General features: G+C 42.1%; 14 protein-coding genes and 10 tRNA genes. 5 read left to right on the forward strand and 19 right to left on the reverse strand.

What is annotated here, in order from left to right:
- Positions 1 to 58 precede the first annotated feature (58 nt).
- Complete coding sequence (locus HYI04_RS08865; protein WP_178896074.1) at positions 59 to 2,725, forward strand: sulfite reductase flavoprotein subunit alpha; 2,667 nt, start codon at positions 59 to 61, stop codon at positions 2,723 to 2,725.
- A gap of 94 nt (positions 2,726 to 2,819) precedes the next feature.
- Entirely contained in the window at positions 2,820 to 3,599 is a 780-nt protein-coding gene (locus HYI04_RS08870) for a YdcF family protein (protein WP_178896075.1), read from the forward strand.
- Positions 3,600 to 3,616: 17 nt separating this feature from the next.
- Here HYI04_RS08870 and HYI04_RS08875 read toward each other — a convergent pair whose 3' ends face one another.
- The 13 genes from HYI04_RS08875 to HYI04_RS08935 all read right to left on the reverse strand — a co-directional run bounded on the left by HYI04_RS08875 (position 3,617) and on the right by HYI04_RS08935 (position 6,519).
- Complete coding sequence (locus HYI04_RS08875) at positions 3,617 to 4,078, reverse strand: DUF2750 domain-containing protein (RefSeq protein WP_004694470.1); 462 nt, start codon at positions 4,076 to 4,078, stop codon at positions 3,617 to 3,619.
- Between the two features lie 85 nt (positions 4,079 to 4,163).
- Positions 4,164 to 4,239: transfer RNA gene (locus tag HYI04_RS08880), tRNA-Val, on the reverse strand.
- 88 nt (positions 4,240 to 4,327) lie between these two features.
- Positions 4,328 to 4,404: transfer RNA gene (locus tag HYI04_RS08885), tRNA-Asp, on the reverse strand.
- Positions 4,405 to 4,454: 50 nt separating this feature from the next.
- A tRNA-Val gene (locus tag HYI04_RS08890) sits at positions 4,455 to 4,530 on the reverse strand.
- A 64-nt stretch (positions 4,531 to 4,594) separates the two neighbouring features.
- A tRNA-Asp gene (locus HYI04_RS08895) sits at positions 4,595 to 4,671 on the reverse strand.
- 11 nt (positions 4,672 to 4,682) lie between these two features.
- A tRNA-Val gene (locus tag HYI04_RS08900) sits at positions 4,683 to 4,758 on the reverse strand.
- A 68-nt stretch (positions 4,759 to 4,826) separates the two neighbouring features.
- Positions 4,827 to 4,903: transfer RNA gene (locus HYI04_RS08905), tRNA-Asp, on the reverse strand.
- A gap of 13 nt (positions 4,904 to 4,916) precedes the next feature.
- Positions 4,917 to 4,992, reverse strand: a tRNA-Val gene (locus tag HYI04_RS08910).
- 21 nt (positions 4,993 to 5,013) lie between these two features.
- A tRNA-Asp gene (locus HYI04_RS08915) sits at positions 5,014 to 5,090 on the reverse strand.
- 49 nt (positions 5,091 to 5,139) lie between these two features.
- Positions 5,140 to 5,216 (reverse strand) — tRNA-Asp (locus HYI04_RS08920).
- A 25-nt stretch (positions 5,217 to 5,241) separates the two neighbouring features.
- Positions 5,242 to 5,317: transfer RNA gene (locus tag HYI04_RS08925), tRNA-Val, on the reverse strand.
- Between the two features lie 306 nt (positions 5,318 to 5,623).
- Positions 5,624 to 6,127, reverse strand: a complete 504-nt coding sequence (gene elsL / locus HYI04_RS08930) for a cell wall-recycling L,D-carboxypeptidase ElsL (RefSeq protein ID WP_178896076.1) — start codon at positions 6,125 to 6,127, stop codon at positions 5,624 to 5,626.
- The gene (locus tag HYI04_RS08935; RefSeq protein WP_062034333.1) at positions 6,127 to 6,519 is read right to left on the reverse strand and encodes a YbaN family protein; all 393 of its coding nucleotides are present in this window, start codon (positions 6,517 to 6,519) and stop codon (positions 6,127 to 6,129) included. The genes elsL and HYI04_RS08935 overlap by 1 nt, the downstream gene beginning before the upstream one ends.
- A gap of 97 nt (positions 6,520 to 6,616) precedes the next feature.
- Between HYI04_RS08935 and HYI04_RS08940 the strand changes: the two genes are divergently transcribed.
- The 3 genes from HYI04_RS08940 to dapE all read left to right on the forward strand — a co-directional run bounded on the left by HYI04_RS08940 (position 6,617) and on the right by dapE (position 9,051).
- Positions 6,617 to 7,495 carry a DUF1853 family protein gene (locus tag HYI04_RS08940; RefSeq protein ID WP_178896077.1) on the forward strand — a complete coding sequence of 293 codons (879 nt, stop codon included), beginning with the start codon at positions 6,617 to 6,619 and terminating at the stop codon, positions 7,493 to 7,495.
- Positions 7,496 to 7,652: 157 nt separating this feature from the next.
- Entirely contained in the window at positions 7,653 to 7,799 is a 147-nt protein-coding gene (locus HYI04_RS08945) for an entericidin A/B family lipoprotein (RefSeq protein ID WP_058952131.1), read from the forward strand.
- A gap of 118 nt (positions 7,800 to 7,917) precedes the next feature.
- The gene (gene dapE, locus HYI04_RS08950) at positions 7,918 to 9,051 is read left to right on the forward strand and encodes a succinyl-diaminopimelate desuccinylase (RefSeq protein ID WP_178896078.1); all 1,134 of its coding nucleotides are present in this window, start codon (positions 7,918 to 7,920) and stop codon (positions 9,049 to 9,051) included.
- Positions 9,052 to 9,110: 59 nt separating this feature from the next.
- On the opposite strand, the gene HYI04_RS08955 is transcribed toward dapE, so the two are convergent.
- The 6 genes from HYI04_RS08955 to pilG all read right to left on the reverse strand — a co-directional run bounded on the left by HYI04_RS08955 (position 9,111) and on the right by pilG (position 17,664).
- A complete protein-coding gene (locus tag HYI04_RS08955) occupies positions 9,111 to 9,572 on the reverse strand; it encodes a hypothetical protein (protein ID WP_178896079.1) in 462 nt (153 codons plus the stop codon).
- Between the two features lie 4 nt (positions 9,573 to 9,576).
- Positions 9,577 to 14,055, reverse strand: coding sequence for an Hpt domain-containing protein (locus HYI04_RS08960; protein WP_178896080.1), 4,479 nt, complete (start codon positions 14,053 to 14,055; stop codon positions 9,577 to 9,579).
- A 164-nt stretch (positions 14,056 to 14,219) separates the two neighbouring features.
- Entirely contained in the window at positions 14,220 to 16,292 is a 2,073-nt protein-coding gene (locus HYI04_RS08965) for a methyl-accepting chemotaxis protein (RefSeq protein WP_178896081.1), read from the reverse strand.
- A gap of 50 nt (positions 16,293 to 16,342) precedes the next feature.
- Positions 16,343 to 16,879 carry a chemotaxis protein CheW gene (locus tag HYI04_RS08970; protein ID WP_004694490.1) on the reverse strand — a complete coding sequence of 179 codons (537 nt, stop codon included), beginning with the start codon at positions 16,877 to 16,879 and terminating at the stop codon, positions 16,343 to 16,345.
- A 5-nt stretch (positions 16,880 to 16,884) separates the two neighbouring features.
- On the reverse strand, positions 16,885 to 17,253 hold the full coding sequence (locus tag HYI04_RS08975; RefSeq protein ID WP_004694491.1) for a response regulator: 369 nt from the start codon (positions 17,251 to 17,253) through the stop codon (positions 16,885 to 16,887).
- Between the two features lie 27 nt (positions 17,254 to 17,280).
- Positions 17,281 to 17,664 (reverse strand): twitching motility response regulator PilG, encoded by a 384-nt coding sequence (gene pilG, locus HYI04_RS08980; protein WP_004694493.1) that lies wholly within the window; start codon positions 17,662 to 17,664, stop codon positions 17,281 to 17,283.
- Between the last annotated feature and the right edge of the window lie 36 nt (positions 17,665 to 17,700).

A 17,700-nucleotide genomic window follows, 5' to 3' on the forward strand; every position in this document is an offset into this window, starting at 1 on the left:
CTTCTCAATCTTCAGGTATAATTTGCGCACAACAAATCGCTCACCATTAAGTATCGTCATGTTTAAAAAAACATTTTTCCAAGTGCATTGGTTTTTGGGAATCACTGCGGGTCTTATCCTGTCGCTTATGGGCGTCACAGGGGCTATCTATTCTTATGAACAACAAATCTTAAAATGGATGAACCCAGATAGCTATACCGTTCAAGCAACACAAAACAATAAATTAACCCCTGCTGAGCTGTATCTACATTTCCAAAAACAAGATCCTGCCATCAAAATCAATAGTATTACGATTGCTCAAGAGCCAAGCACTTCAAGTACGGTTAATATCGAGAAAGAAGGCGCACGTCGTGGTTATAACATGATGGTGAACCCGTATACTGCTGAAGTCTTACCCGAAGTTAAAGGCCGTGAGTTTTTTAACTTTATTCAACAGTTGCACCGTAATTTAACTGTCGGTCCTGTCGGTAAACAAATTACTGGCGCTTGTACCCTCATGCTTATTTTCTTTGTATTGAGTGGCTTGTACTTACGTTGGCCCAAACGTCATTCCATCAAACAATGGTTTTTTATTAAACCTAAATTGAAAGGACGTAACTTCATTTGGGATTTGCATGCTGTTGTTGGCACTTGGGTGGTGATCTTTTATCTGATCTTGGCCTGTACAGGACTGTACTGGTCTTATGATTGGTGGCGCGATGGCATGTTTAAAGTCCTCGGCGTTGAACGCCCACAAGCCCAAATGCAAGAAGGACCCCGTCCAAATGCTGGTGCAACTCAAGGCCCACGTGGCGAACAGGCTGGTGCTCGTGGTGGCGAATCACGTGAGCAAGGTCGTGGCGGCCCACAAGGTGAGCACACTGCACGTGGCGAACGTGGCCAAGACGAACAACATGGTGAGCGTAAAGGCTTATCTCCAGAACAAGTACAAATTGCTTTAACCCAAACATGGACAGGATTTAACGCACAAGTTGGTCGAGACTATTCAACCCTGACCCTAAATATTCCGAAAAAGCCTGATGGTACACTTGAGCTTTCATTTGTAGATGCAATTCCACAACATGAGCGGGCGCGAAACTCAGCGGTCTTCAACTATCAAACTGCAAAAATTGAAAAAATGGAGTTGTATGAACAGAAGAAGCTGAATGAAAAAATCATGAGCAGTATGCTTCCTGTACACCGTGGTAGCTTCTTTGGCCCAATTTATCAATTCTTTGCCATGTTTGCATCACTGATGATGCCACTGTTCTTTGTAACGGGTTGGATGCTGTATCTCAAACGCTGTAAGCAAAAGAAACTCACCCAGCAAGCCCGTGGTGGAGCGTTGAATGTTCCAGTTGATCCACATGCGAAACCATGGCTCATTGCCTATGCAACTCAAACGGGTGTTTCTGAACAAATTGCTTGGCGTACTGCAACCAGCTTACAAGAAGCAAGACAACCTGTAAGCGTTAAAGCTGTGCAACACTTAACACAGGATGACTTAAAAGCTGCTGAGCAAGTGCTTTTTGTTGCAAGTACTTATGGCACGGGTGAAGCACCTGACTTAGCCAGTAGTTTTGAAAAGAAATTTTTAAATACAACTTTGGATTTGTCACACCTTCACTATGCCGTTTTGGCTTTAGGCTCTCAAGAATATCCTGATTCCTATTGTAGTTTTGGACATCGCATTGATAGTTGGTTAAAAGCCAATGGCGCACATGCTTTGTTTGCAACCATTGAAGTCAACAACGCAGATAACAATGATATTCAACGTTGGAACAGTGCTCTTGCCTCTGCAACCAAACTTGAGCTTCAAGCCATGAACATTGACAAAACCTTTGATCAATGGAATTTGGCACAACGTGAAGTACTCAATCCAAATAGTGTCGGAGCACATGCTTATAATATTGAGCTAAAAACCAACTTCGATGCAACATGGCAAGCGGGTGATATTGCTGAAGTTCAACCAGGTAACAGCACAGCACGTATCCAAGCCTTTATGCAAAAGCATCACATTGCAGCACAGAGCATCGTTGAGTCTTTAGCCATTTCCATTGAGCAAGCGCTTTGGGATAAAAACCTCAACACAGAGATTGAGCCTTTTGCCAATTTGGAACATTTACTGGAACAGTTGAGCCCTTTACCTACACGTGAATACTCAATTGCAAGTGTACCGACTCAACAAGTGTTACGTTTAGTCGTGCGCCAACAGCAAGATTCAGCAGGTGAACTGGGCTTAGGTTCTGGTTGGTTAACCCAACATGCCGAGCTTCAGCAACCTATCGCACTACGTATTCGTACTAATGAATCATTCCATTTGATCAATGACAACCGTCCTATCATTTGTATTGGGAACGGTACAGGTATCGCTGGTTTAATGAGTCTACTCCATGCACGTACCCGCCTAGACTATACGCAAAACTGGTTGATCTTTGGTGAGCGTCAACGTGAACATGATTTCTTCTATCAAAGTACGATTGAAGCGTGGCAAACCACAGGCATGCTACAACGCTTAGATTTAGCGTTCTCACGAGATCAAGCAGAGAAAGTTTATGTACACCATAAACTGCGTGAACAAGCTACAGAGCTTAAAACATGGGTTGAAAATGGTGCCGTAATTTATGTCTGCGGAAGCATTAATGGTATGGCGAGCGATGTCGATGCTGCCCTAATTGAAATCCTAGGCGAAGAAAAATTAGATCAATTACGTCAAGAAGGTCGTTACCGTCGTGATGTTTACTAAACACTAAGCCCAAGTAAAAAAACCGAGCCACAGTGCTCGGTTTTTTCATGCTTAAATTTGCTAGAATCATGCAAACGATAACCCACAAGCCTATATGCAAAAATCAAAAAGAGTCATTAGTTTTATTATCGGGTCATTACTGTTCGCAGACGGCTTGTATTTTGTTTTACAACTACGCTTTAATTTTGGCGCCCTCTTACCCTTATTGATTGGACTAGGCCTGATCATTTATGCACTGGCTTATCCTAAGCTTATCGCCTATATTCAAACCAATACAATCAGACAATCAATATGGCGTTGGGCTTGGGCGATTTTCTTTGTTTGGATTTTTAGCTTAGTCATTTTCTTCGTCTTTTTAGGGTTTTCAAATCAACAAAATACCCCTCATGTCGCTGCACCCGCTATTGTAGTTCTTGGGAGTGGTCTGAAGCATGGCAAACCGAGTCCAACATTGGCCAGCCGTTTAGATCAAGCGGCAAGCTATGCCAAGCTACATCCCAACAGCATTATGGTCGTCAGTGGCGGCCTATCATTTCAGCAAAAAAATAGTGAAGCTGAAGCAATGCGACAATATCTGATTGATGTACACCATATCCCAGCACAGCGTATTTATACCGAAGATCAAAGCACCAGTACTGAGTTAAATCTGATCAATAGTAAAAAGATTTTAGCCAAGCAACATATTTCTCTCCAACAACCGATTGCTATTGTGACCAGCGATTTTCATATCCCCCGTAGCCGTGCTATAGCCATACGTCAGGGTTATCAAACGCCCATCATGATCAGCGCTCAGACACCTCTTGCCACTCGCTATAATGCATGGTTACGTGAATATTTTGCGTATTGGAGTGGTTGGTTGCTCAACGAATACTAAAATGAAGTCATCATGTATTAATGAAGACGGATTGTCCGTGGCGACGGTAATTGTAATTGTTTAAATAATTCAGGTTTCTGCATTGAAAATTGATATAAATAGTTTTTGATATCTAATAATAATTTTTCTGGAGCAACCAAAACATTTTGCCCTTCTGGGCTTAAATTCATCGAGACCGTGGTTTTTTCCGAACGTAAGAATGGAATCACTTTTTCGACTAAATCGCTAAGACCAATACTTTGGATTTCGTAACCCGCCCAATTATCTTTCACTAAAAGTTGTGCTAAACCTTTACTCTGCCACATTGCAAAAGAACGTTGTCCAGTCGGCGTAGCACATAAAGCCCAACCATCTTGATATAAGGCAATAACATGACCTTGATGCACGATAGTTTCGATAAAAAGACGATAGATTTCAAGAGGATCGTAAGCAGTATTTTGGTTTTTAGACGCAGCTTTGCGTTGATATGGGTTTCTCATAAATCTGTCATATTTTAAAATTATTATTGCACAGAAGTGTATGAAAACAGCTTGAGATAAGCAAGGTTTTTACGATAAGGGAATATGGTGGGCGCTGACGGGATCGAACCGCCGACATTCTGCTTGTAAGGCAGACGCTCTACCAACTGAGCTAAGCGCCCTTGAGAAATAAAAATAGCGTCGCTATTTTTATGATGCAAGAGAGAAATCTTGCTTGATTCCATTTACTAGCACAAGGGATCTAGAAAATGGCGCAGCGGACGGGGCTCGAACCCGCGACCCCCGGCGTGACAGGCCGGTATTCTAACCAACTGAACTACCGCTGCAACGGTAATTGCGAATGCAATTAGGGTCATTAAGCTTTACAGCTTGAATATGGTGGGCGCTGACGGGATCGAACCGCCGACATTCTGCTTGTAAGGCAGACGCTCTACCAACTGAGCTAAGCGCCCTGATTTAAGATTGTCAGTCTTAGTGTTTAAATTTAAGCTCAGGGACTTAAATTTATATTTTAAATGGCGCAGCGGACGGGGCTCGAACCCGCGACCCCCGGCGTGACAGGCCGGTATTCTAACCAACTGAACTACCGCTGCGTCGTAAAATATGGTGGGCGCTGACGGGATCGAACCGCCGACATTCTGCTTGTAAGGCAGACGCTCTACCAACTGAGCTAAGCGCCCTGATTAAGATTGTCAGTCTTAGTTTTTAAACTTAAGCTCAGGAACTTAAATTTAATCGATTCTTTGAATGGCGCAGCGGACGGGGCTCGAACCCGCGACCCCCGGCGTGACAGGCCGGTATTCTAACCAACTGAACTACCGCTGCATCGCAAAAAATCTGGTGGGCGCTGACGGGATCGAACCGCCGACATTCTGCTTGTAAGGCAGACGCTCTACCAACTGAGCTAAGCGCCCTCATTAAGGATTCTGTATAAATGGCGCAGCGGACGGGGCTCGAACCCGCGACCCCCGGCGTGACAGGCCGGTATTCTAACCAACTGAACTACCGCTGCACTTACACAAAGTCACTAATGTGGTACAAACAATATTAAAAATCTTAAGTGGCGCAGCGGACGGGGCTCGAACCCGCGACCCCCGGCGTGACAGGCCGGTATTCTAACCAACTGAACTACCGCTGCACGTAAGATCTTTAACGTAAAGGCTTGGTGGGCGCTGACGGGATCGAACCGCCGACATTCTGCTTGTAAGGCAGACGCTCTACCAACTGAGCTAAGCGCCCTTAACGTCTTTATCGTTTGTGAGGTGCATTATAGAGAATCTTTACAGGCTGTCAAACGCTTTTCGGCTTGTTTTCGCTTTTTTGCAATCGAGTGATTAAAAAATAGGTCAAATGGTATAAAAACAAGTATTTTCTGTATGTTATTTAACATATTTGCGAAAATTAAAATGATCATTCGCTAAATTTCTTTTCCTCAAAATACACATTTTCTATGATTAATCCCCTTCTTCTATTAAATACTCATATTTTAAATTACAGCGTTGAATACTCAATAAAATAACTTTGCACATTTTTTAACAGCTATTTTTAGAGTTCAAGTTTATGTTCGGAAATATAAACCAGTGCATTGCAATCAATTAGTTCAAATAACTCCATGACATCCGTATTACGCATACGAATACAGCCATGCGACATCGGCATCCCCATTGGTTCGCTATCTGGTGTTCCATGAATATAGATATAACGTTGATAGGTATCGCAGCCTTCCCCGCGATTAAAGCCCTCTTCTAAACCACTCAGCCATAAAATCCGAGACAAAATCCAGTCCCGTTCAGGAAACTGCTTGGCTAAATCGGTGTCGTAAACTTCACCTGTAGGCTTTCGAGCAATAAAAACGGCATTTTGCGGTTGCTCAGCGCCATGCTTCTCAGCAACCAGATGCCAACCCCGTGGCGTTTTACCACTATTTTCAGTTTCGCCAATGCCATTTTTCCCCGACGAAATCAGATAAAATTTATTCTTTTTAGGCAGCGTTAAAGTCTGTTCAGCCAGATCAATCAAGACGTCTGCATCTGCAATTACATAAGACATCAGTTGTCCTCTATTTGTTTTTTATCTATTCCAGTATTTGGTTCTGGGCGTAACCATAACCATATTGCGACAAGTAGCATGGTGGTATTGGTAAATAATTTCACTAAAAATGGTGCATTGGTCAGTAGCATGATCAGCCCACTGATCAACATCATGATACTGGCAAACCATTTCGCTTTACGTGGTACAGTGCCATTGGCACGCCATGCTCTTAACGTTGCGCCATATTTAGGATGGTTGAGTAACCAAGCATCCATTTGTGGCCACCCTTTAGACGCAGCCCAAGCGGCCAAGATCAGAAAAACAGTGGTTGGCATACCCGGCAACAGTGCACCGATAAAGCCTAGGATGACAAAGATCACCACTAAACAACGCCAAAACAACGTTTTCATACCACTTTCCTGAGCACCGAATTGCGGTAGTATAAAGTGTTTTTTAATTTTATCCGTTGTCCTTCTGCATATTTAGCTTCTTTTTTAAGGCACTCACATGCATCTCATTTCACAGCATCAGTTGTTCGAACCTTGGCTCCAATTCAAACACCCATTGGTTCGCCAGTTGGCTTTTGCTGTAGCAAGTCCAAACATTTTGTCTGCGTTGCCGTTAGAACTCGATATACAGTATGCTTTTCATTTTCATCCCTCACAGATTTGGCAACAGCACTTTAAAACCTATTTACCTCGTCTTAAACAGCTCGATCAAGACCCGAAAGAACTTGAAGACTTTATGGCTCAACTGAAAAGTACCCGTCTGGGTCTGCGCTTTGAAATGTTCATGTGGTTTTGGTTACTGGATCATCGCTATCATGCCTATGAATTATTGGGTCATAGTATCCAAATCATTGATGGTGCACGTACTACGGGCGAGTTGGACTTTTTAATTAAAAATACCGAAACCAATCAAGTCGAGCATTGGGAAGTCGCCTTGAAATATTATTTAGGTGAAACAGATCTAAGCTTAACCACATGGTATGGGTTGAATCGTACTGATACTTTAAACCGAAAACTAAAACACTTTACCCATAAACAGTTTCAATTCCAGCAAGCTTTAGACACAGACATTCAAACGCGCTTTGCCGTTTTAAAGGGGCAACTTTTTCTCCCTCTAAGAAATGGTTTCACGGCAGTTGATGCTTTAAATCAATACTCCCTTCCCGATTGGCTCAACCCAGACCGTCGACTAGGCACTTGGGGTAACATCATTCCAAAGGCCGACTTGAATTACTATCGTCTACAACGTCAAGAGTGGATTTGCCCAAATGCAGAAATCAGCAGCCAAAATGCACATTGGTGGACAAATGGCCTGTACTTACAAAATCAAAACAATCAGTTTTATATGTATCGAAATCCAAATTTGATTTTAACTTGATTTTGCAGAAGTTCCTTTATACAAAAATACATAATACAACATACGCTTACTTATCTCCTGTAAAACCATGCTATTTTTTATAGTGTTTATTTTTTAATCTTAAACAACATCAGAACAAAATCATTTGATGAATACACTAAAAATTTTGGAGATAGAGATGAAAAAAATTGTTTTAAGTTCACTAGTGATGCTTTTTGTTTTAACAGGCTGTAATACCGTCAAAGGTATGGGTAAAGATGTCTCTTCAGCAGGTAATGCTGTATCAAATACCGCTGAAAAAACCCAAGATGAAATCCGCAAGTAATTAATATCTGCACTTCAAAACCTTATCAATTGATAAGGTTTTTTTATTGCTAAGTTTCGCATTCCAGAGATTAATCGCCTATTATAGTGCCGACTGTTTTATTGACTTTGAAATGCGCATGACCTCTTCTGCTACTCTCGATTTAAGCCTCCAACTTTTACGTCAGCCATCGGTTACACCTGTGGACCACAACTGTCAAAATATTATGGCTGAACGCTTAAAAAAAATTGGTTTCAACATTGAGTCTATGCGCTTTGATGATGTTGATAACCTATGGGCACGAAAAGGCACTGAAGCACCTGTATTCTGCTTTGCGGGTCACACCGATGTCGTTCCTACAGGTAATTTAGATGCTTGGAACTCAGACCCATTTGCCCCTGAAATTCGTGATGGCAAGCTTTATGGTCGTGGCAGTGCAGACATGAAAACTGCCTTGGCTGCAATGGTGGTTGCTTCTGAGCGCTTTGTTGCAAAACACCCAAATCATAAAGGCTCAATCGCGTTCCTCATCACATCAGATGAAGAAGGCCCATCGATTAATGGCACGGTCAAAGTGATCGAAACACTCGAAGCCCGTAATGAAAAAATGAAGTGGTGTTTGGTGGGTGAACCTTCAAGTACCCATCAATTGGGTGATATTGTTAAAAATGGTCGTCGTGGTTCACTCAATGCAGTACTGACTGTCAAAGGAAAACAAGGTCACGTGGCTTATCCACATTTGGCCATTAACCCAATTCACATGGCCTCTAAAGCTGTTGCTGAACTTTGTGATACGGTTTGGGATCAGGGCAACGAATACTTCCCTGCAACCTCGTTCCAAGTGTCCAATATTCAAGCTGGTACAGGGGCAACCAATGTCGTTCCAGGTACCATGAACGTGACTTTCAATTTCCGTTATTCTACTGAATTGACCGCTGAAGAATTAAAAGCACGTGTTTTAGAAATTTTGGATCGTCATGGTTTAGTCTACGATATTAAATGGACACATTCAGGCTTACCATTCCTGACGCCAGTGGGTGAGTTGGTGAATGCGGCTAAAAATGCTATTCGTAATGTGACTGGTGTAGAAACTGAGCTTTCAACCTCAGGCGGAACATCTGATGGTCGCTTTATTGCTCCTACAGGTGCTCAAGTACTTGAACTTGGTGTTCTCAATGCCAGCATCCATCAAATTGATGAGCATGTGAATGTTGCTGATCTTGAACCACTTGCTGAAATTTACGAACAAATTTTAGAAGGCCTTTTGGCATAAGCATGCAAACCCATATAAAAAAGGAACTCAGTTGAGTTCCTTTTTTATTGCATTCAAACTTAAGTAGAAAGACCTAAACTCGCCTGAATTTTATTTAAATTCGGTACGTGGTAAGTCTCATCGCCCATACGCACCAGCTGGAAAATGGTGGGATCATTCACAGGGCTTTCATCATCAACAATTTCAGAAATACGCAAACGAATTGACTTCGGCATTTCATTACACATCAAAGCAAAGCGCTGAGAAGCATCATCCCCTTCAATCACCAGAGCCACCCCTTCCATTTGGTCAGGACGGTTGATGGGATAAACAGGCAGATGAAGATCATGCCATTCCACCGTTTTCACTTGCGTATCACTATCGAGCGCTGAAAGTACAATATTTTGCGGCAAGAGCATGGGTTTTTTACCATGACATTGAATGATGTAAGCATCAATAAAACCTGTTGATACCGTAATTAGGTATTGCAATTCTTGCTGACTGATTTGCTCACTCATGTTCTTTGAAACATTTGCATTCATTTATTTACCCCTGCTTTTCAGCCAATAACTGCTGAATATTGACAAGTAATTCTGCCTCTTGGAATGGTTTGCCCATGTAGTGGGTCACGCCCAAGCTGAAAGCACGTTCACGGTGTTTTTCACCCGTACGCGATGTAATCATAATAATCGGCAAATTCTGGTGAATTTCGTGGTGACGAACCAAGTTCGTTACTTCGAAACCATCCATACGTGGCATTTCAATATCCAGCAACATCAAGTCCGGTTTAACACTCTCAAGCTGCTCCATCGCATCAACACCGTCTTTTGCAGTCACAATATCAAAACCTTGACGCTCTAATAAGCGCGATGTGACCTTACGAACCGTGACCGAATCATCCACAATCATCACTAAACGACGCGTATCCTGATGACGACCAAAGTCACGATGATCAGCTGCATGCGTTACACGCTTGGTACTTAAAATCTGACGTGCAATGTTCTGACCATCTAAAATCAAGCACACATGGCCATCACCCAAAATCGTTGCGCCCGCAATTGCACCAATGCTGGCGAACTGTTGTCCAACTGGCTTCACTACAATTTGCGCACGTGAACCAATCAGCTGATCGACCAATAATGCAATGGTTTGTCCACTGTTGCCTTTAATTAACAACACTGGCAATGAATGTCCAATATTACTCAAACGTGGAATCGGCTGATTGGATAAAAACTCAGATAAATAGCGCAGTTTATAACTCACACCATCAATTTTGAATTGGTCATCTTTGCTGTGGAAATAGTGATCCAGTGCTGTTGGAGCAATACGCACAATACGATCAATCTGCGCCAATGGAATCGCATATTGTTGATCGCCTGCTTTCACCATCAAGGCATCACTCACCGCTACCGTAGTCGGTACGCGAATAATGAAGGTCGTACCGAATCCAATTTCCGATTCAACCGTGACATGTCCACCCAGTGCTTTAATTTCACTTTGTACCACATCAAGACCAACACCACGTCCAGAAATTTGCGTCACTTCTTTGGCCGTACTAAAACCCGGATGGAAAATAAACTGTAAGATTTCTTGTTTGTCTGGCACTTGATCGGCTTTAATTAAACCTAAGTTTAGCGCTTTCGCTTTAATCGTGCTTTCATCAATACCCTTACCATCATCTTTAAAGCTGACGATAACATCTGTACCTTGACGACTAATGTTCAGTTCAATTTGGCCTGTCGCTGATTTTTTCGCAGCACGACGTTGTTCCGTATCTTCAATACCGTGGTCGATTGCGTTACGTAGCATATGCTCAAACGGTGTAACCAACCGTTCAAGAATTGTACGGTCTAATTCACCTTCGGTGTTATGGACGACCAATTCCGTTGGACGGTTCAAGGTTGATGCAGTCTGACGCACAATACGCTGCAAACGCGGCAACATACGTGAGAACGGCACTAAACGTGTCCGCATTAAGCTTTCTTGAATTTCCGCTTGAATACGGGATTGTTGTAATAACAAGCCTTCCGCATCACGAATTTTCTCAGCCAAAGTGCTCTTGAAGTCGACCAAATCCGAAGCCGATTCTGCTAAGGATTTAGACAATTGGTTGAGCGATGAATATTGGTCCATTTCCAAGGGATCAAAGTCTGCGTAGCGCGAGTTTTCAGAACCGTGCTTCGCAATAATTTGACTCTCAAGCTCGCCTTCCATTCGACGCAACTGATCCGCCAAACGCTTAATTGCAAGCTCCATCTCGTTCAAAGTATTGCCGAGTTGACCTAAATCCATCTCAATACGTGAACGGTTAATTGCATTTTCACCTGATAGGTCGATCATTTTTTCAACCAAATCAGCTGAGATACGGATCATCTCATTACCACCATCCAAGTGAGTCGTTTCTTTCCACTCACCCAGCATTGCTGGTGGCTCAGTACCATCACCCTGCACAAACTCAAAACTTGGTACAGCATTGAGTAAATCAATTTGAGTTACACGCGTAGGTAATTGCGCAATCACATCCACATAATCAATAGATGCTAAGCTATTTTTCAGACCATCATAATTACTAAAATCACGTTTGAAGATGGCTTGTTTTAACCATTCAAATGCGGTTTGCAATAATGGGTCATACACGTTTGAACTGAAATTATGTACAGCAAATTGCTCAAATGTGGTTTCTAATTCATAAGCAATCGCACCAACGGGTTCATTCTCCGCCATACGTGCGCCGCCTTTTAAACTGTGCGCGGCACGTTGCAATTGCAGTAACACACTACGGTCACTACGTTGTTCAGTCCACTGTTTCAGTAAGCCATCCGTAGTCGCTAAAATTTCTTCAGCTTCTTCCAAGAAGGTTTCTTCAACAATTGATAAAAGACTAGCTGCTTCTTCAACAGCGCTGACTGCTTCTTCTTGGACAAGTGACGGAGTATCCAGCTGTTCAACGACAGTAACGTCCGTGTTTTCAACTATACTCGGCTCTTCAATCGCAGTTGCTGACTCAACCGCAGCTGCCTCAGCTTCAATCGTTCTATCTACATTAGATAAAGGTTCTTCAACTGCCGCAACAAACGCTTCAACTAAAGGCTCGGATACTGTAGTTGTAACAGTCGTACCCTCAACTAAGCTCTGAATGTTATGCAGTACATTGATCGTCGCTGTTGCTGGATAATCAACCTTATCGGTACGAATGACCTGAATTCGGTCTGCGACGTCATCCTGTACTAAGCGAATGATGCTGATCAACTGTGGCGTTGTGGCTATTTGCTGACGAATCACACGCTCATAAATAGACTCTAATTCGTGTGCAATCGAACCAATAAAAGGTGCAGAAATCATATTGGCACCACCTTTTAAGGTGTGCAAATAACGCATTAAATTATTGAGTGCCGCGGTATCATTGCCATTTTTAGACCAAGTATTAAGATCCTGATCCATCCCCATCAATAATTCTTCGGCTTCTTCCAAGAAGATATCGAGCAAATCATCATCAAAATCGGTATTGGCCGTATTCGATTGCTTGTACTGATGATCCGATGCAATTTGCTGCGAAATCTGCGCAAGATCAAGGCTTGGTTGTAAAGTATTTCCAGAAACAATAGCCTCAGCAACAGGTTCAATTACCGTCGTCGAAGTCGATTCAACATCTTGCTGTACGAAGGCCATTAATTCATTCAGAACTTTATGCACTTCTTCAGTCAGAATGACACGCTGACCCGCAGCTAAAGTGTCAAATAAATGGATAAATTCTTGATGTGCCTGACCAAATAACTCATATGCATAGTCTACATTGAGTAATTCTGGCTTTTCCAGTAAGGCTTGATAACCCGCATATAGCTCAGAAGTAAAGTCATGAATTCCTTGAGCAGCACGGTTATTGGTGAATTCTAGCAATTGTTTTGCTTGTTCACCTAAGTGCTGAATATAGTCTGGATATTCAACTTTAGCCCGCTGATCAAACTCAAACTCAGCATCAAGCAGCAGATCAATGTTTAACTCGATCAGCTTCGAGACCATACCTTGTGGGTTCAGTTCATCGTCTACGTCTTCTATACTGAAACCATAGTTATCCCAAGCTGTAGTAAACGTGGCATAAATTATATCAAGCTGTTCGTTCGTACCACGCCCAAGCACATGTAAATAGTCACGTACAAATTCAGCATATTGGGTGAGTAAAGAGATTTCCTTCGAGGTAGAAACGATCTCTTCTTGAACCAAGGTTTTAAATAAATTTTCAACTTTTGAGCTGGCATTAAAGACATGCTCAATTTGCGCCATAGACGAACTACCGCGCAATGTATGTAAAGCACGGATTAAACCATTGTAATCTTGTACTTTGGTTTCATCTGCATTTAAGAACTGATCGATAGTCGCTAAATGGTCTTCCGCTTCTTCAATGAAAATCGCTAAAGTTTCTTCAAGGACATCATGCACTTGATCATCCTGCTCAGAAACGTCTGCAACTTGTGGCTCAGAGTCAACCACTTCAATATCGCTCAGCTCTAATCCCGTCACGACATCATTACTATTTAGATGATTAGACAGTTGTAGCAACTCTTCTAGAGCAGGTTCTAAACTTTGATTTTGTTGTAATTGTTGTCCAATTAAAACCAATGGACGAAGATCAAGATCAATTTCCTGTACCGCTTTGAATATAGGATACAGTTTAAATTGAAACAGTTTGAATACTGTTTTAGCAAATTTTTGAACCGTTGCTGTAAGCGGTACAGCCCCTGAAATCACACGGTTTAAGGTGTCTTCAACTGCCCACGCCGTTTCACCTGCTGACTTTGCCCCCACCATACGACCAGAACCTTTTAAGGTATGGAAGTGACGACGTATGCTCAACAAGGTTTCTTGATGTGTCGGTTCAGCGTACCACTTTTCAAATAATGGATCTAACTCAACGAAGATTTCTTCAATTTCTTCAACAAAAATTTCAAGAATTTCTGCATCTTGATCTAGATAACTATCTTCCGGAAGCGTTGTCGTTTCAACTAAATGTTTTAATATTTCTTTCATAGCTAAGGCTTCTTGCGTTGTCAGCTACCCAAAAAGGTGCATAAACTTCATTATAACCATCATCCCAAACCAGTCTTTTTGCTCAAGCTAATTGGGTTGATGTGTATCCTGATTCTGGTATGCCACTCAAGCGATGAGCAGCATACCCTCCCCAAAGCAAGTGCTTAATCAGGCAGTTTAAAGTCTGTTACAGACTCACGTAACGCTTCCGCCATGTTCGCAAGTTCAGAGACTGAACGGGCTGTATCGAAAGTCGCAGTGGTGGTTTGTGAGGTAATTTCTTGTACGACATTCATCGTAGTTGCAATATGACCTGCAGATGCGGATTGTAGCTTTGCTGCATCCGAAATGTTTGCAATCAATTTCGCCAAATTACCCGATACGTTTTGAATCTCATCCAGTGCAACACCCGCATCCTTAGATAAGTTCGCACCACGTACAACCTCAGACGTGGTTTGTTCCATCGAAATTACAGCTTCGTTGGTGTCGGTCTGAATGGTTTTTACCAGTGTTTCAATCTGCTTGGTTGCTGAAGCTGAACGCTCTGCAAGGCGCTGTACCTCATCCGCGACCACGGCGAAACCACGACCTGCTTCACCTGCCATCGATGCTTGGATCGCTGCGTTTAAAGCCAAGATGTTCGTTTGGTCGGCAATATCGTTAATCAAGGCAACGATGTTACCAATCTCTTGCGAAGATTCACCCAAACGTTTAATACGTTTAGAGGTTTCTTGAATCTGCTCACGAATGATATCCATACCTTCAATTGAACGGTTTACAACGTTCGCGCCATTTGCAGCAATTTTTACTGAACGTTCTGCTACTACCGCTGATTCTTCAGCGTTTGAAGATACTTGGTCAATTGACATTGCCATTTCGTTAATCGCGGCAGATGCACCCGCAATTTCTTGCGCCTGATGTTCAGATGCTTCGGCTAACTGGTTGGTGATCCCCTGCGTACTTGCCGTATATTGTGCAACCTCTTGAGAAGTTTCGGTAATACGCGAAACAAGGTCTCGTAATTGGTCAATTGCGAAGTTAATCGAGTCGGCAATTGCACCCGTGAAGTCTTCAGATACCGTTGCATATGAACGTAAATCACCATCTGCAAGATCGGCAATCTCATCCAGTAAACGTAAAATCGCGTTTTGGTTACGGTCATATTCATCTTGTAGACGAGATACACGTTTTTTATCTGATTCACCACGAAGTACGAGTAATTTAAATACACAGAATAAGAAGGCAATCAGGGCTAGAATTAGACCTAAGGCAGGAATTGCAATCGCTAAACCTGTACCACCTGACAATTTGTTCAAATTACTTAACAAAGCATCCGACTGTTCAAAAATCGATGATGACGCTTGGCGTACTTTAACAATTTGTGATGAGTTCTTTAAGACTGTTGCTGCTGCTGACTTCAGTACATCATCATATTCTGATTGAATACTGGTCAAAGAGTCACGCATTTCAGGGTCATTAATACGCTCTACACCTAAGTCCGCACTACCATTTAACTGTGCGTTTAGGTATGACGCGAAGGTTTCTGTATCTGAGCTAAAGTCATCCGCAGATTCACGCGAGTTGTCTGAACCGGTTAATACCGAACCAATTGAACGTAAAATACGTTCTGCGATGAATACTTGGTTTTTTGCAATTACGACTTGGTTGGCTGGCACATTTTGACGTGCCATTTGGTCAACCATTAAGTTGTATTCGGCCTGAATCCCCGGAATACTTTCACTAATCGCAATGTTGGTATCGTAGAGTTGGTTAATGATTTTTTGTTGCGATGCAATTAAATCAATATTTTCAGAAACTTTTTTCCACTGCGCATCTACTTCACTCAGTGCATCTGTACTTGCATGAATATCTTTTACTGTTTCTAAGTTTTCAGCAAAAGACTTTTGTGATTCTGTCAGTTTTTTAATGGCTTCAGGGGTACCTGATGCTGTTGCTTCAGTTGCCTGACGCGAAATCGTTTGTGATAAAAGACGTAAATCACCCAAGCTACGGGTGAATTCGTTATTTCGAGGTACGCTATAGAATAGGTACAACAGTAAGAAAATAGCCAGTACGATACAAAATGCCGCACCCAAAATTAATGGCTTGGACTTTTCACTATCACCAAATACACGTGAAAACTGTTCCGTCTGTGATTGAAGTTTTGCTACTAAAGCATTTCCACCTGAGCGGTTACTGCTTCCATCCGTATTTTTCTTTTTAAGTTTAAAGCCCATGCAGCTTCTCCCCGATTTACGCCCTTATAATTTCGCGCGCGACAATGATATTAATTTATAAATTTTATAGATGCGTTCATATACTTTGGATTGTCTAATAAGCGACTGAATAAGAAAACATGCCATTGTTGGTTATGTTGGTGAAAATACCCTTGGCAATATTCTTTTAAATTCCGATCTAAATCTTCATGTTTAGAAAAGAAACTTTTCTTATTAAAGTGCTGAATCCCCAGAACCTGATCTACAACTAAACCGACATAGTGGTCATTATGACTAATACAGAGTACTTTTTGAGTTGGTGAATACGCACTGCGATGCCCTGATACATAGTGCGCTAAATCAGCAACAGAAAGTAAACGTCCTCGAATATTGGCCAAACCCACAACCCAAGGTTGAGTATTTGGCACTAAGGTATATTTCGGAGGATAAATCACCTCTGCAACTTCACCTAATGGCGCAACGAAATATTGCCCCATCATCTCAAAAGCAATGCCCGACCAGCGGTTTACCTCATTTTCGTTTGAAACGTAGTTTTTATTACCACGTTTAGCAAGTCGAAGTAATTCGATAAATCCATTTGCTGCCATAGAGCTTATCCTGCGTTCAGGTGTTGCTTAATCACATCAATCAGTTGGTTTTCATCAACAGGCTTGGTTAAATAATCACACGCACCTTGACGCTTACCCCATACCCGGTCTGTAGCCTGATCTTTAGTACTGACGATCACTACGGGAATGTGTTTTGTTGTTGCGCCACGCGCAATTTGACGAGTTGCTTGGAAGCCATTAACGCCTGGCATCACCACATCCATCAACACAAGATCAGGAAGTTCAGCTTGAGCCATGGTTACACCATCGGCACCATTCGACGCTTCAATCACTTCAAAACCGTGTTTCCCCAAAATTTCTTTAAAGCGGAATGTCTCTGTAGGTGAGTCATCCACAATTAAAATACGCGCCATAATTTTCCCCAATTACACTTATATTATTTATGCTGAAACGTGATTACGAATCGCATTTAATAATTCATCTTTACTAAACGGCTTTGTTAAATATTCATCTGAACCAACAACACGCCCTTTGGCTTGGTCAAATAGACCATCTTTGCTAGAGAGCATCACGACAGGAATATTTTGATAATTTTGTGAATTTTTGATTAATGCACACGTTTGATAGCCATCTAGTCGTGGCATCATAATGTCGACAAATACGATATCAGGATTGGCTTGAGCAATTTTTGACAATGCGTCAAAACCATCGACTGCAGTCACCACTTCACAACCTTCGCGTTGCAATAATGTTTCAGCTGTGCGACGAATGGTTTTTGAATCATCAATGACCATTACTTTTAGATTCTGGAATTTATCGTCCATTTAATATGACCCTTCCCATTTTTAGAATGTTTGTAG

The sequence above is a fragment of the Acinetobacter sp. SwsAc2 genome, from assembly GCF_013391465.1.
Classification (GTDB): domain Bacteria; phylum Pseudomonadota; class Gammaproteobacteria; order Pseudomonadales; family Moraxellaceae; genus Acinetobacter; species Acinetobacter johnsonii.